This is a genomic window from Acinetobacter sp. SWAC5, assembly GCF_003419885.1.
GTDB lineage: Bacteria > Pseudomonadota > Gammaproteobacteria > Pseudomonadales > Moraxellaceae > Acinetobacter > Acinetobacter cumulans.
Genome location: NZ_QUWR01000001.1, coordinates 93880 through 108990 on the forward strand (window position 1 = coordinate 93880; position 15111 = coordinate 108990).

Annotated in this window: 9 protein-coding genes; 8 read left to right on the forward strand and 1 reads right to left on the reverse strand. The window is 41.3% G+C overall.

Annotated features, from left to right (window positions below; genetic code table 11):
- Positions 1-126 precede the first annotated feature (126 nt).
- The 4 genes from DYI81_RS00480 (at position 127) to DYI81_RS00495 (ending at position 5053) form a co-directional block, all read left to right on the forward strand.
- Positions 127-777, forward strand: a complete 651-nt coding sequence (locus DYI81_RS00480; protein WP_165382514.1) for a DUF2939 domain-containing protein — start codon at positions 127-129, stop codon at positions 775-777.
- A gap of 62 nt (positions 778-839) precedes the next feature.
- The gene (locus DYI81_RS00485; RefSeq protein ID WP_106986556.1) at positions 840-1286 is read left to right on the forward strand and encodes a nuclear transport factor 2 family protein; all 447 of its coding nucleotides are present in this window, start codon (positions 840-842) and stop codon (positions 1284-1286) included.
- 185 nt (positions 1287-1471) lie between these two features.
- Positions 1472-3886 (forward strand): AI-2E family transporter, encoded by a 2415-nt coding sequence (locus tag DYI81_RS00490; protein ID WP_117006402.1) that lies wholly within the window; start codon positions 1472-1474, stop codon positions 3884-3886.
- Positions 3887-4000: 114 nt separating this feature from the next.
- Positions 4001-5053: a DUF1176 domain-containing protein gene (locus DYI81_RS00495; RefSeq protein ID WP_171356281.1), complete on the forward strand. Its 1053-nt coding sequence runs from the start codon at positions 4001-4003 to the stop codon at positions 5051-5053.
- Positions 5054-5100: 47 nt separating this feature from the next.
- Here DYI81_RS00495 and DYI81_RS00500 read toward each other — a convergent pair whose 3' ends face one another.
- A complete protein-coding gene (locus tag DYI81_RS00500) occupies positions 5101-5868 on the reverse strand; it encodes a hydroxymethylpyrimidine/phosphomethylpyrimidine kinase (RefSeq protein ID WP_117006404.1) in 768 nt (255 codons plus the stop codon).
- Positions 5869-5968: 100 nt separating this feature from the next.
- Here DYI81_RS00500 and DYI81_RS00505 point away from each other — a divergent pair, with 100 nt between their 5' ends.
- The 4 genes from DYI81_RS00505 (at position 5969) to DYI81_RS00520 (ending at position 15038) form a co-directional block, all read left to right on the forward strand.
- Complete coding sequence (locus DYI81_RS00505) at positions 5969-6613, forward strand: HAD-IA family hydrolase (RefSeq protein ID WP_117006405.1); 645 nt, start codon at positions 5969-5971, stop codon at positions 6611-6613.
- A 523-nt stretch (positions 6614-7136) separates the two neighbouring features.
- Positions 7137-12155 carry a SwmB domain-containing protein gene (locus tag DYI81_RS00510; protein ID WP_171356282.1) on the forward strand — a complete coding sequence of 1673 codons (5019 nt, stop codon included), beginning with the start codon at positions 7137-7139 and terminating at the stop codon, positions 12153-12155.
- A gap of 128 nt (positions 12156-12283) precedes the next feature.
- Complete coding sequence (locus tag DYI81_RS00515) at positions 12284-13468, forward strand: low temperature requirement protein A (protein WP_106985471.1); 1185 nt, start codon at positions 12284-12286, stop codon at positions 13466-13468.
- 289 nt (positions 13469-13757) lie between these two features.
- Positions 13758-15038 carry a carbohydrate porin gene (locus DYI81_RS00520; RefSeq protein WP_117006407.1) on the forward strand — a complete coding sequence of 427 codons (1281 nt, stop codon included), beginning with the start codon at positions 13758-13760 and terminating at the stop codon, positions 15036-15038.
- Positions 15039-15111: the final 73 nt, after the last annotated feature.

The window sequence follows — 15111 nt, forward strand, 5'->3', positions numbered from 1 at the left end:
GATGAATTGATGCACAGCGTAATGGCATCGAATGATGATGAGTTGAAAATGATGTAAAGCAAAAAATATAAAAGTACCTAGGTGAACTAACCTAGGTCTTTTTTGTATGGAATGAATATAGGCACGATGAAGGTATTGAAATACAGTTTTTTTGTGGGGCTAGGCTTAGCCATACTGACTTATGTGATTTCGCCCTATTGGGTGTTGCATCGTATTCAGCAAGCCTATGAACAAAATCAGGCAAATAAAATTTCCCAATACATTGATTACGATGCAGTTAAAATTAGTTTAAAACCCCAGTTAGAACAACGTTTTCAGCACTATACAGGAGGTGAGTCATTGCCCCCAAGCCTACAAAAATGGCAAGTTAAACTGAGTCAGAAGTTTTCAGACTATGCAGTCGATATGGTGCTTAATCCACAGACATTGATGCTGTTAATGCAAGGGAAAACCTTATCCGAGTTGATTCAAAAAGAGGATTTATTGGGTGCAAAATCTGTGTTAGGTTCTGTGCAAAATGTATGGCAGGAAGCACAGCCCATAAGTGATACAGAGACACAAGGTCTACAGCTGACAGCCGATGACGATCTTGTGCAAGCTTCTCATGCTGTTGAGCAAGCGCGCAGTCGACCACAGGCACACTATACGAGTTGGAATCGCTTTGAAGTGATCGTGCCACACGAGGCAAAATCAAATACGCATGTAGAACAAAACACTCGATTTATGATGCAACGCCGTGGGCTTAGCTGGAAAATAACCGCAGTACAACTGCCTTAAATTTAAATTGAGAGCCTTAGGGTAAAAGCCAAAGGGTAGCGCAATTCACAGGACAATAAAGAATGAGTTATCCAGTCAAAATTCATGGAGAGCAACAGGCTGGGTTAGAAATACAAGAATTTTTATCCGCTTGGGATAATGTGGTGTGTCAGTTGGATATTCAGAAAATCGTGGGCTATTGCGTTGCAGATGTTTGTTTCTTTGATACCAGTAGCCAGACATCTGGAATATTAGCCTATCAGGCTTTATGGCAACGTTATAGCAGTGTGTTCCAAGCCAATGTTCGGGTTTATCGTCGAGATGTACTCATTCACGCCACTGAAAGTATGGGTTTTATTAGTTGTTATTCTAAAGTTGACCGAGATGATGGTGTTGAAACGCCTAAAATTCCTTGGTGTCGTTCTACATTGGCTGTACGAAAAACTGCGCAAGGCTGGAAAATTCAGCATCAACATATTTCCTTGCCTGTGGATTTTGCTACTCAGCAGGCCATCCCTTTGTATTTCTAATATATATCTGCTTATTTTTCTAATGGCATCATGGGATTAAAGCCAGCATGATGAGCAAGCCATAAAAAGCTTTAAATCACATTAACTTGTGCCTTAACGTTGCAAATCATTACATGATTATCATACGCAGTGTTTGATGTTCAGCCTAAATTAACAATAAGAATTCATGGTTCAGGATGAAGACAATGGATCATAACAACAAAAATAGCACCAACGCACCGTATCAGCCACTGCCGAAAAATGACAAGACTGTGGATGGGATAAATTCCCCCGTTGCAACAGTTCCTGCCAGCTTGCAAAAAATCATCAGCATCACAGCAGGTTTTATTATTAGTGCTTTGGTCATTGCTGCCTTGTACTGGGGGAAGGATATTCTTATTCCTTTGGCCTTGGCGATTTTGCTGGCATTTTTAGTGGATCCCTTAGTCATGCGACTAAGAAAAAGAGGCCTGCCTCAATGGTTATCGATTGCATTGGTGGTGACTTTGGTTTTGGGTGTGCTGTCAGGTGCCGCGACATATTTGGGGTATCAACTGGGGCAATTAAGTCAGGAATTGCCACAATATCATGGCACTATACAAAAAAAACTAAACTCAGTACGGCAGTATTCTCAAGGTCCGAGCGTGTGGGATGGGGCTAAAAATACTTTAGATACCATTGAAGGCTCTATTGATAAAACCATTCCTGAAGAGCCTGATCCAAGTGTGCAAAAAGTCAAAGTGGTTGGGCAGGAGCAAAGTACAGCAGAAGCCGCGCTGGAGTGGAGCGATCGGGTACTGAATCCATTGGCAACCGCGGGTATTGTGTTTTTATTCGTAATTCTAATTTTAATTAATCGTAAAGATTTACATGACCGTTTTTTAAAAATGTTGGGTGGTAATTTAAATATAGGAACCGATGCGCTTGATGAAACAGCGAATAGAATCGGAACTTATTTAAGGATGCAGCTCACGGTCAATTTAACCTACGGCATTCCAATGGCGGCAGGGCTATGGTTTATTGGGGTGCCTGCGGCCATTATGTGGGGCATGGTGGCTGTGGTCATGCGCTTTGTTCCTTATGTTGGTCCAATGATTTCTGCAGTTTTCCCCATTACCTTAGCCTTTGCTGTAGATCCAGGCTGGAATATGGTGCTATGGACGATCGGCTTAATTTTGCTGTTAGAACTGATCAGTAATAATATTATTGAGCCATGGCTATATGGTGAAAGTACTGGGCTATCGACGCTGGCAATTATTTTGGCAGCCACCTTTTGGACCACCTTATGGGGGCCAATTGGTTTAATTTTATCTACACCATTGACGGCCTGTTTGTTGGTTTTGTCTAACTACGTACCTGCATTAAGTTTTTTAAAAATTTTGTTGGGCAGTGAGCCAGCTTTGGCCCCCTATGAACGTTTTTATCAACGCTTGGTGGCAGATGATGTGCAAGATGCTATGGATGTGGCTAATGGTTATATTAAAGATCAATTACCCAAAAAGGCGACGCCAGAACAGCGCGTACGTCGGATATATCAATTTTATGATCAAGTGGCGATTCCAGCGATTCGAATTTTTTCGAGAGGCCATAATACAGAGGCCAGTGCAGAGCATCGTTTACGCTTACATTTAGGCTTAAAACGTTTTAATCATCATTTTCAACAAACTTATAGCCTTGCAAATGTCAATGCAAATGCGTTGGCTGAGGTCTGGTGTGCTGGGGCGCGCTGGGAAGTGGATGTACAAGTGTCAGAGATGCTGGCGCATAGTTTGAATTTAAGAGAAATTCCTGCTCAGGCATATACTGAGGTTCTCATTCAGGGGCAATCAGAAGCATTGCTCGCATTAAATAGCACCGTGCAGATTATCTGTATTTCAATTTTTCATACCGCGCCAGAAGCACAAGTGCGACTATTGAGCCATCGTATTCGAGAGTATTACCCAGATACAAAGCTCATTTTCGCTTTGTGGAGTTGTGATGATGTACAGCAATTAGATCAGATCAAAGCTCAGTTTGATGCAGATGCTGTGGTCAATAACATGAATGATTTATTGCTCAGTATTGATGCTTTAAGGTTACGCCAAGGTGAAAAATGGCTAGATGAGTCTGACCTAGAACTTGAGGAAAAACGTGTAAAAGCTTTGGATGAGCTGGGTGTTTTTGATGCGCAGAATCTGAGTATTTATACCCAGTATATAGAGGAGGCAAGACAAGCCTTTGATGTGAAATATGCCCAAATTTCATGGGTTAAACAGGACTGGGTGTATACGCCTGCTAGTCCACTGGCTCAGGATGTAGATGACCCAATGAAAGCACGGCAATCTAAACATGATTCAATTTGCAGTCATTTGGTCTATCAAAATGAAAGTTTGATTATTGAAGATTTACAGCGGGATCCGCGTTTTGCACATTTGCCTGAACTATTGCATAACCGGATTCGATTTTATGCAGGTGTGGTCTTACGTAACCGTGAAGGCATTGCTTTGGGGAGTTTTTGTATATTGGATCGTCTACCGAAAAAACTTAGTGAAGATGATATGAGCTTATTAAAAGGTTTGGCCAATGATTTAATTAAAGTATTGAGTGATGAACGTACACGGGTCAAAAAATACAGGAATTAGATAACTTAACGGATGCGCATTAAGCTTAGCTGTGCTGTGTAGTCAATGCTTTGGGCTGGTATTTCATCAAAAACGGTTTTAACATGCAATTTGGATAAATTTAGAGCCAAAGGAATGGAAAAAAATAAATTTATCATCCAATGCGGGATTGGCTTAAGTCTGGTGATGTGTAGTGCCTTGGGGCATGCGCAAATTGAAGGCCAATATTTTGCGCATAAAGATTGGGAAGTTGCATGTGACAATACTGGTACTTGCCGTGTTGCGGGTTATCAAGCAGAGCAACAAAGTTCCATTATTTCAGTATTGCTACAACGCGTAGCAGGTGCACAAAGCAAATTGAGTGCACGCGTGAAAATTGATGCGACAGCATTGGATGGTGTGCAAAGCGCATTGCAGTTTTATAAAGATGGTAAACCGCAAGGCTGGATTAATATCAATCCTAAAACGGGTGAAGGCGTATTGGATGCGAGTCAAACAGAGCAATTGTTGACTGCACTACAAGGCACTAAGCCCGTGTTATGGGGAAGTGGAAAACAGCGTTGGCAATTGTCTGTAGATGGGGCAAGTGCCGTGCTATTGCGTATGGATGATTTCCAGCGCCGTATTGGTACAAACTCTGCAACATTACGTAAGGGCAAGACCGCTTCTGATCAGGTGTTAAAAGCACAAGAAATGCCGAAGGTGAATATTCAGCATTATCAAAAAGGTATGCAAAGCCGTTATAGTGTGCATTCAAAAACAGCCAAGCAGTTGTATGTACAACTCAAAAAACAGGTGAAAGCATCTGATTGTCCTTTAATATTTGAACAGAATTTTATGGAGGGCGATCGTGTGATTGCGTATCCAATTAATGAGCAAAATCTGTTGCTGGAAATTCCTTGTTGGCGCGCAGCTTATAATTATGGCAATGGCTATTGGCTGATGGATCGGCAGTTAAAACAAGTGAAGCAATTGGTGACGGTTTCGGGTAATAGTTTTAGTGAAGGGCAGATTTTTGCCAACCAACGTGGGCGTGGTATTGCTGATTGTAATAGCACAACTGAGTGGGCGTGGAATGGAAGCCGATTTGTACTGAGCTATCGAGCACGAACCGTACAATGTAAAGGATTTATTGGTGGCGCTTGGGCGCTACCTACGTGGGTAACGACAGTGCAACAGGGGGTGTAATCGTCAGTTCATATTAAAAAAGCCCTGAATGATTCAGGGCTTTTTGTTTAAAATCGCTTAGGAATTTTTTGGCCACCCTCAACAGGGGACTCGGCATTTTTTAACACACCAAATAGCCATGTTTCGGCATATTGTACTGCAGTTTTAAGTACATCGCCTTGAGCTAAACGACCTGCAATAAAGCTGGCCAGTGAACAACCAGAACCATGGTATTCACCTGCTAAACGTGGGCAACGGGTTTCTGAAATTAATTCACCCTGTATATATAAGGCATTACGAATATATTCAGGTGTATCTTCATGTCCACCTTTGACAAGGACTGCTTTTGCACCCATCGCAAATAATTTTTGCGTCGCCAGATCTAAATCATTTTCACCTGTAAGCGCACGTAGCTCAACTGTATTTGGCGTAATGATGCTAGCCAATGGAATGAGTTCGGCAAAAGCTTTAACCAAAGTCGCTTGATTGCCCAAAGAACCACCACTATTGGCCACCAATACAGGGTCCAATACATATTGATAATCTGGGTGTTGCTGTAAAAATTCAGCCAGCGCTGCAATGTTATCGGTCGTGCCTAACATACCCGATTTTACACAGCGAATAGGAAGGTCATTTACGACAGCATTGGCCTGCGCAAGAAGCAATGCTTTAGGCGTGGCTTCAAAACCAAATACCTGCTGCGAGTTTTGAATGGTCAGCGCAGTACAGGCAATGGCTGCATGTGCACCACTTTGGCCAATGGCTTCAATATCGGCTTGAAGCCCAGCACCACCAGAAGGGTCGAGGCCTGAAAAACACAGCACTGTAGGGCGCACAAGGATATCCTTCATTGAATAAATATGCGTTAGTATAGGCAACTTTGAAAGAACACTCGAGTGCATTTTTGCTCTGCGTAAATCAAGCCAAGGAACACGTGTGATTAAAAATATTTTGATAGATTTGGATGGAACACTGACTGACCCAAAAGTAGGGATTACGACATGTGCGCGTTATGGTTTGGCTAAAGTTGGGCATCCGATTGCTGATGATTTGAATATTGATTGGATTATTGGCCCACCACTGAAAGCATCATTGGCTCGAATTTTACAAGTCAGTGTAGAGGATGACTTAGCCGAGCAGGCTCTATTGCGCTATCGTGAACGATTTTCTAGCATTGGTTTATTTGAAAATATGGTCTATGCACAAGTAGCAGAGACCTTAAAGCACTTACAGCAAAAGGGATATGCTTTATATGTAGCGACTGCAAAGCCCACCATTTATGCAAAGCAAATTTTAGAGCACTTTCATTTGGCCGAGTATTTTAAAGTTATTTATGGCAGTGAGCTGAGTGGTGAACGTACAAATAAGGGTGATTTAATTGCCTATATTTTGCAACAAGAGCAGCTAGACCCAAGTGAGTGCATTATGGTTGGTGATCGTGAATATGACATATTGGGCGCGCGTCGAAATGGAATTGAAACAATTGCAGTGACCTATGGTTATGGCACGTCGGAAGAAATAGAACATGCACAGCCACGTTATAAAATAGACAGTTTTAATGCATTAATAAATTTGGTTTAATCAGTATTTTTATTCCTTCTATATATTTAAGAGAAGTTTAATTTCTTATTAAATATATAGAGGGTTTTTAATATCTTTGTTTTAAATAAAATATTTATTCGTGTTTATTAAATCGTTTTATATTTTTGTACTACATAAATGGGATTTTCATTCCTATAGAGCTGATTGTGTCATTAAGTATTTCATCATGTAGCGTTATGTAAGTTTTTAGGTTGTTTATGTATTTTGGTAACAAAAAATAATAATTACAAAATCATGTCGTTTGCTTCGCTAATCGTTGCTTTTCTTGTGATGTTAATCTCATAGGTTTGCGCAAATGAGATTTTTTATCAAATAAAAAATACAATTAAAATCATTGATCTAAACTTAATTTGAGCGGAGGTGATATATCGCACTGATCTAACGATGCATTGCACTTTTTTTGGGCGATAAATGGCATTTTTTTGAGGCATCACTACTGCTATTAACAATGATGGAAGTAAATCAAGTTAGAACCATCATAAAGTATTTGTGGAGTTTCAAAATGACTATAAAAATAGAAGTTCTCTCAAAAGATAATGGATCAATTATTGATGTAACTCAATCAAATAATATTCATTTGGTTAAAGAATCAATTGTGAAGATTGATATTGATTATAATGATGTTGCAAGTATAACTCGACAAGGTGATGCAGCAATCATTACTTTGAAGAGCGGTGAAATAATTACAGTTGATAATTTTTTTACAATGCCAGTGAATTCAAATTATTTCGTATTTGAGCATGATAATAAATTATATTGGGCTGAGTTTACGGATGCTCAAGGCAATGTTTTTACCGATCTTATCCGTTATCATCCATTAGATTCGAGCTTGGTTGGAGCAACAGGTGGTGGAGGTGTTTTTGCTGGAATATGGCCTTGGGCTTTAGGGGCTGTAGCTATTGGAGGTGGTGTTGCAATTGCCAGTAATAACTCAAACTCAAAAGATTCAGCACCTACAACCAGTGATACGACAGCACCTGATAAACCTCAAATTACCGCCTTCGACGGTAAGGTGCTACAAGGCAAAACTGAGCCAAATGCTGTTGTTAATGTGAAGGATACTGCGGGGAATTTGCTCGGTTCTGCAATTGCAGATAGTAATGGTAATGTCTCTATCAATTTTCAGCCACCTTTGACTGAAGGTAAAATTGTAGATGTCACTGCTGTAGATCAGTCTGGTAATATTTCAGATAAAATTCAAACATCTGTGCCAGATAGTACAAGTCCGCAGATGACCAGCGCGGTGGTAAATGCTGCAGGCGACATTATTTTAGGTTTTAACGAAGCACTAGATCCAAATGCCAATATAAATCCAGCAAAATTTATTGTTGTTGTGGATGGAAAAGTTGTTTTACCTGCCGAATATTCAGTCAGCATCAATGGTCAGCAAATAGAAATAAAATTAGATAATAAAATTTATGCAGGTCAGGATGTTCAAGTTATTTATACAGATACAAACCCAAATGTGAATGACAGCACTGGCGTCATCCAAGACATCGCAGGCAATGATGCCAATGGCTTTAGCACCAACAACTTAATTGGTGGTCTGGTCAACGGCTCGACCCAAACCCCGCCAGTGACACCAGACACAACAGCACCGTACTTAAGCAGTGCAAGCGTTGCGACGGATGGTAAGAGCATCAGCCTAAGCTTCAGTGAAACATTAGACTTTGGGGTAAAACCAGCAGGGGCACAATTCAATGTCTTGGTGAATGGCCAATTACAGACCATTAGCGATATAGATGTCAGCATCAACGGCAACACCGTGACCCTCATACTGCCACAAACCATCTACAGCACCGATGTGGTGAACGTGGTCTATGCAGACAAAACACCAATCCTGAATGACAGCACTGGCGTTATCCAAGACCTTGCAGGCAATGATGCCAATGGCTTTAGCACCAACAACTTAATTGGTGGTCTGGTCAACGGCTCGACCCAAACCACGCCGGCGACACCAGACACCACAGCACCGTACTTAAGCAGTGCAAGCGTTGCGACGGATGGTAAGAGCATCAGCCTAAGCTTCAGTGAAACATTAGACTCTGGGGTAAAACCAGCAGGGGCACAATTCAATGTCTTGGTGAATGGCCAATTACAGACCATTAGCGATACAGATGTCAGCATCAACGGCAACACCGTGACTCTCATACTGCCACAAACCATCTACGGCACCGATGTGGTGAACGTGGTCTATGCAGACAAAACACCAATCCTGAATGACAGCACTGGCGTCATCCAAGACATCGCAGGCAATGATGCCAATGGCTTTAGCACCAACAACTTAATCGGTGGTCTGGTCAACGGCTCGACCCAAACTCCGCCAGCGACACCAGACACCACAGCACCGTACTTAAGCAGTGCAAGCGTTGCGACGGATGGTAAGAGCATCAGCCTAAGCTTCAGTGAAACATTAGACTCTGGGGTAAAACCAGCAGGGGCACAATTCAATGTCTTGGTGAATGGCCAATTACAGACCATTAGCGATACAGATGTCAGCATCAACGGCAACACCGTGACCCTCATACTGCCACAAACCATCTACAGCACCGATGTGGTGAACGTGGTCTATGCAGACAAAACACCAATCCTGAATGACAGCACTGGCGTCATCCAAGACATTGCAGGCAATGATGCCAATGGCTTTAGCACCAACAACTTAATTGGTGGTCTGGTCAACGGCTCGACCCAAACCAAGCTTATTGCTACAGATGATACGCTTATACTTGATATTATTTCTAAAACAACAGTAGCCCATGCAGCACAAACCAGTAGCAATTTAGATGTGATTGGTCTTTTGGATTCAAACTACAACGCTGGCAATAGTGCATCCGTTACCGTTGCAGCAAATAGTGCAGGTACGCTTTCGATCCAAATTAAGCAGACAGCGTTAGTATCTGTTGCCAATGCTTTTAGATTGGATGTTATTGATGCGACAGGTAAGGTGGTTTATTCAGCAGTAACATCGAATTCTTTACTTGGTAACGTCGCTGGCTTGCCTGTTTTAGGTTTACTTGGAAATGATACTTTAGCTGCCACAATTAATGGACTTGAACCGGGTACTTATAATGTTGTGGTACGTAGCGACTCAAGTCAGTTAAATCAATTGGTACAAGGCTTAACGATTGCCGATTTGGGTGCCAATGGTATGGTTTTAGGTGCTGATAATCAGGTATTGATCGTAAATGCTGTTAAAAGCGCACTCGGTGGCGGTGCAATTGCAGATAGTATAGGTGTGCTATTAAATGGCATATTAACACCATTGAATGGCTCGGGTTTGGGTGTTGTTGTTGGTGAAATTACAACATTGCTAAATGCTCAAAGTGGATTGTTAGCACCGTTATTTGTTACAGGTGGGTTATTAACATTAACGGATAAAGTCTTGGATGCTGTATCGCAGGCTTTGTTAAACAATACTTTGACTATACTGCAAGATACGAACATTACTACGCAGTTAACCGAAACTGTATTTGGTGATTTTGATCAAGTGGGTAACGTGATTACAGGTGTTGGCGGTGCTTCAGCAGATACGCCAGCTATAGGCTCTGAGCTTATAAAAGTTACCTTCAATGGCAAAGATTATTTCCCAGATAGTCTTACAAATAAAATTACGGTTTATGGTGTGTATGGCAAGCTCGTTATTGATAAAACAGGGGATTATACCTATATAGTCACTAATGCAAATTCTGTTGGTCAGTCAGATAGTTTTAGCTATACCATCAAAAACGGTACAGATCAGGCCAGTGCAGTCCTTAAAATCAATATTGTTGATCATACAGTGGGACAATTAACTGCTGTACTTGCTCAGGATACGGGATCTCTCGCGACGGATCATATTACTTCAAATGGTAAAATCAATATCGATGGGCTTGAACAAGGGGCTACATGGTATTACAGCAAAGATGGTACGACATGGGTTCAAGGTTCTGGCAAAAGCTTCACTTTGACAGATGGAACTTATAATAATCTGCAAGTTAAACAGGTTGATACAGCTGGAAATAGTTCAGTTACAAACTTACCTGTGATTACGGTTGATACGACAGCACCTAAGCTTGCCATTTTAAGCGCGCAGGATGACACAGGTTCAAGTCAAGGAAGCTTATACAGTGGTGGCTCAACCGATGATACGCAGCCGACTTTATATGGTACTGCTGATCCTGGTGCAAGTATTAGTCTTACATTGCCAGATGGTACGTTAACATCTGTAATAGCTGATGCAATTACAGGAAAGTGGTCTTATACACAACCTACAGCTTTGGCGATAGGCACACATACTTGGTCGGCAACTACGACAGATGTAGCTGGAAATCAATCAACATCTACTTTTGATTTATCAGTAAAAGGTGCTGACCCAGTGATTGCCAATACACTACCTGTGGCGATTATTCAAACAGGTTCTTTACTTGGCTTGGTTGGCGCAGATTTACTTGGTGTTCTGAAATTGGAAGATCGACCATTTGCTGCCTATGATGTAAATAATGATTTGAAACAAGTAGAAATATCTCTTGTTTCAGTAATGACTTTAGCTGGAGGCTGGAAATATTCAACAGTACTTGCAGATCAGTTAGGTCTTCAAGTTGTTCAAACTTATGATGCAGGTGTATTAGGAGCTATCGCTGCAACTTATGGATTAAGAATTTCGGCGTCGGATGGGGGATTGGTTTCTAATGCTGCTATTTTAGAATTCTTAAGCACAGTCCATCAGTCAGCCTTACTTGGATTAAATGTGGCAAGTACATTAATAGTAGATGTGTGGGATGCGACACAATCAGGCATACCTAGTCCTACTTCTACAATACCTACATTTATTGCAAATGCATCCCCAATATTACCGCTCGTACCGATAATTCCGACGCCTCAGTCTCCAACAGGTCAATCCACTACAACCTTAGCCGATGTGAAACTGTTGGGTGCATCGCCGACTTACTTTGATCAAGCCGCTGATTATGATCAGCACGCTAATAGTACAGATGTCCGAATTTATGGATCAACTGGAAATGACACGTTAACAGGCGGTTCAGGTCATGACTTGTTAAGAGGTGGTGACGGCACAGATACATTAAATGGTGGTGCTGGTAATGACACACTCTTTGGGGGAGCAGGCGATGACGAATTGATTGGTGGTACAGGCAAAGATCTTCTGATTGGTGGTGCTGGGAATGATCTGTTAAGTGGTGGCGCTGGTTCAGACACCGTAATCTTTGAATTGCTGAACGCGGCGGATAATGATGGTGGCAATGGCCTGGACACATGGAATGATTTTCATCTTGGCAATGTAAATACTGATACAGAGGCAGATAAAATAGATATTTCTGCGCTACTGGATAGTAATGTGAATGCAGGTAATTTGGATCAGTTTGTGAAGTTGACTTATGACAGTGGCAATAAAACAATGACTGTTTCAGTCGATCGGGATGGTTCGGCAGGAGCACACGCTGCTGTTGATTTATTAATTTTAAACAATCAAAACACAGATTTTTCACTGGAAGATTTACTGAAAAACCAACAAATTTTATTTTAATTCATGAGATAGAAAATCCCGCCTTGCGCGGGATTTTTTTATTTTGTAATTCAACTTGTATGAAAGGAGTGAATTTGAAAAAATTTGTTTAAATAACTTTAAATAACTTTAAATAAAAAGCGTATTGAATGCCAAATACTCCTCCTACAATTGCACAGTGGTTAAAGCCACTATCAGCACGTGATCCCCACGAAAAGCACCGTGTTGCGACCTCGCTCGAATTACTTTTTGATTTAATTTTTGTGGTTGCCATTGCAACAGCAGGGCAACAGCTACACCATGCAATTGTTGAAAATCATTTAGCTCATGGCTTAATGCTCTATGGCATGGTGTTTTTTGCGCTTTGGTGGGCATGGATGAACTTTAGCTGGTTCGCTTCTGCTTATGACAATGACGATGCTTTTTATCGCATAGTGACTTTTGTACAGATTATTGGTTCATTGGTCATTGCCGCGGGCATTCCTAGCGCATTTCAACAGCAAGACTTCGATGTGATTATTATTGGTTATGCCATTATGCGTTTGGGGCTAGTCACACAGTGGTTTAGGGTGGCCAAGCATGATCCCGAACGGCGTAAAACTGCATTACGTTATGCAAGCGGTATTATTTTAGTGCAATTGGGCTGGTTGTTTTTTCATTTTTCCCCTGTCAATTTTACTGGTTATTTGTTCATTTTACTGGTCATTGCGGAACTATGTGTGCCTATGTTTGCAGAATCAGCTAGCCGTACGCCATGGCATGCCCATCATATTGCTGAGCGGTATTCGTTACTGACCATTATTGTATTGGGTGAATCTATTGTGGGATGTTCGATTGCCATGACAGATGCATTATCCAATCAGCGCTTTAGTACTGAGCTTATTTTTCTCATGATTGGTGGCTTGGTCATGATGTTTACCATGTGGTGGGCATATTTCGACAGTGAAATCGCGGAGCGATTAAATAGCAGAAAAATGGCCTTTGCATGGGGTTATGGGCATTTCTTTGTGTTCATTAGTATTGCGGCCTTAGGTGCCAGCTTGGCTGCGGCCGTAGATGTAGTTTCACATGAGGCCTTAATTAGCTCAATGCGTGAAAGCTATTTTGTGGCAACTTGTTTGGTTTTATACACCACCAGTTTATATGTATTACATGAGGCACATCATCAGGTAGGTTTTAAAAAGCTGTTGTATCCACTGACTGTCGTGATTGTGCTAGCTATTCCACAATTTATTGAGCCTGCTGGCTATGCCATATTTGCCATGGCCGTAGCGTATGCTTTACGCTTGATTTTAGCGAAAAGCTTTATTGCACAGCCGAAGAATCAAGTTTGATTGAGTGAATTTTTCACATCTTCCACAAAAAAAATCCTGTCTCGGCAGGATTTTTTACATAAACAGAATTGAAAGTTTGACTAAGATTTTATTTATCTTTTTTTGTTTATTGGTTTTAATTTGACTATTTATTAATAATCAAGTATTTAGTTCTAGGTTTTTAAATTATTAAAAATATGTATTTTACAAAAAATCACCAAAACTAATACTTTTTAAATATTATTTACATTAAAAAAATATAAAGGGAGTACCATAAATATACATAAATTGTGATCTAGGCACTATTTAAATGAACCTCTCTTCATTAAATAAGGCTGTATATGCAACTTTAGTGGTTTTTTTATTTTCTAATTCAGTTGTTTATGCGGCAGATGCATTTAATCCAGAAAGCCAATGGATGTTGGGTGACTGGAATGGACAACGTACCGATCTGCAAAACAAGGGTTATGACTTTAGTTTTGGTTATACCGGTGAAATGGCAACATTGCTTGATGCTAAAAATTCATCCAATCATGGCACGGAATACGCCGACCAATTTGCAATTGGAACACATCTTGATTTAGAAAAAATTGCAGGTTGGAAAGACACCGAAGCACAAATTACCGTGACACAGCGTAATGGGCGCAATCTTTCAAATACTTCTGAAGCTTTAGCAGGGCATTTGAGTTCCGTTCAAGAGGTGTGGGGCCGCGGTCAAACATGGCGCCTAACAGACTTTTGGATTAAGAAACAATTCTTAGATCAGAAATTAGATGTGAAAGTGGGCCGTTTTGGTGAAGGTGAAGATTTCAACAGCTTCGACTGTGATTTTCAAAACCTTGCGCTTTGCGGTTCGCAAGTTGGGAACTGGGTAGGCGACCAATGGTACAACTGGCCCGTCAGTCAGTGGGCTGCCCGTGTGAAATATAGTATTCGTCCAGATGTGTTTGCCCAAGTCGGGGTGTATGAATACAACCCAGAAAACTTAGAACGTGGCAAAGGCTGGAATTTAAGTACAGACGGTTCACATGGCGCGATTATTCCTGCAGAAGTGGTTTGGTCACCTAAAGTAGGTGCAGCCAAATTACCGGGTGAATACCGTGCGGGTTACTACTACAGCACAGCAGATGCGAATGTCATCAACAGCCCTGTCAATGAAAAAGATCATCATCAGGGCGGCTGGGTCGTTGCTAAGCAACAACTGACTGCACATAAAGATGATGCATCACGCGGTTTAAGCGGTTTCGTTAACCTCACAGTGCATGATTCTGACACCAATAATGTCAGCAATATGCAAAATGTCGGCTTGGTGTACAAGGGTGCATTTGATGCCCGTCCGAAGGATGAAATTGCAATTGGTGTAGGCCGAATCAGCATTAATGATGATGTGAATGACGCCAAAATTGCCAATGGCACCGTGGATGCCCGTGGTCTGCAAAGCGAAGAGTATGACGCAGAAATTTATTACGGTTTTCATGCCGCAAACTGGTTAACCATTCGCCCGAATGTCCAATATGTACGCCACGTGGGTGCATATAAAAATGGCGAAAATGCTTGGATAGGCGGTATTAAATTTAATACTGCATTTTAAGTGAATGTTCTTAGTTGCAAATGCACTCTTGATTCTTCTAGCACTTTGATGCATTCATAATTCATGCATGTTG

What these genes read in the sequence shown, in the direction of transcription:
- DYI81_RS00495 (WP_171356281.1), top strand. Translation starts at nt 4,001, where the DNA reads ATGGAAAAAAATAAATTTATCATCCAATGCGGGATTGGCTTAAGTCTG.
- DYI81_RS00515 (WP_106985471.1), top strand. Translation starts at nt 12,284, where the DNA reads ATGCCAAATACTCCTCCTACAATTGCACAGTGGTTAAAGCCACTATCA.
- DYI81_RS00490 (WP_117006402.1), top strand. Translation starts at nt 1,472, where the DNA reads ATGGATCATAACAACAAAAATAGCACCAACGCACCGTATCAGCCACTG.
- DYI81_RS00520 (WP_117006407.1), top strand. Translation starts at nt 13,758, where the DNA reads ATGAACCTCTCTTCATTAAATAAGGCTGTATATGCAACTTTAGTGGTT.
- DYI81_RS00510 (WP_171356282.1), top strand. Translation starts at nt 7,137, where the DNA reads ATGACTATAAAAATAGAAGTTCTCTCAAAAGATAATGGATCAATTATT.
- DYI81_RS00480 (WP_165382514.1), top strand. Translation starts at nt 127, where the DNA reads ATGAAGGTATTGAAATACAGTTTTTTTGTGGGGCTAGGCTTAGCCATA.
- DYI81_RS00485 (WP_106986556.1), top strand. Translation starts at nt 840, where the DNA reads ATGAGTTATCCAGTCAAAATTCATGGAGAGCAACAGGCTGGGTTAGAA.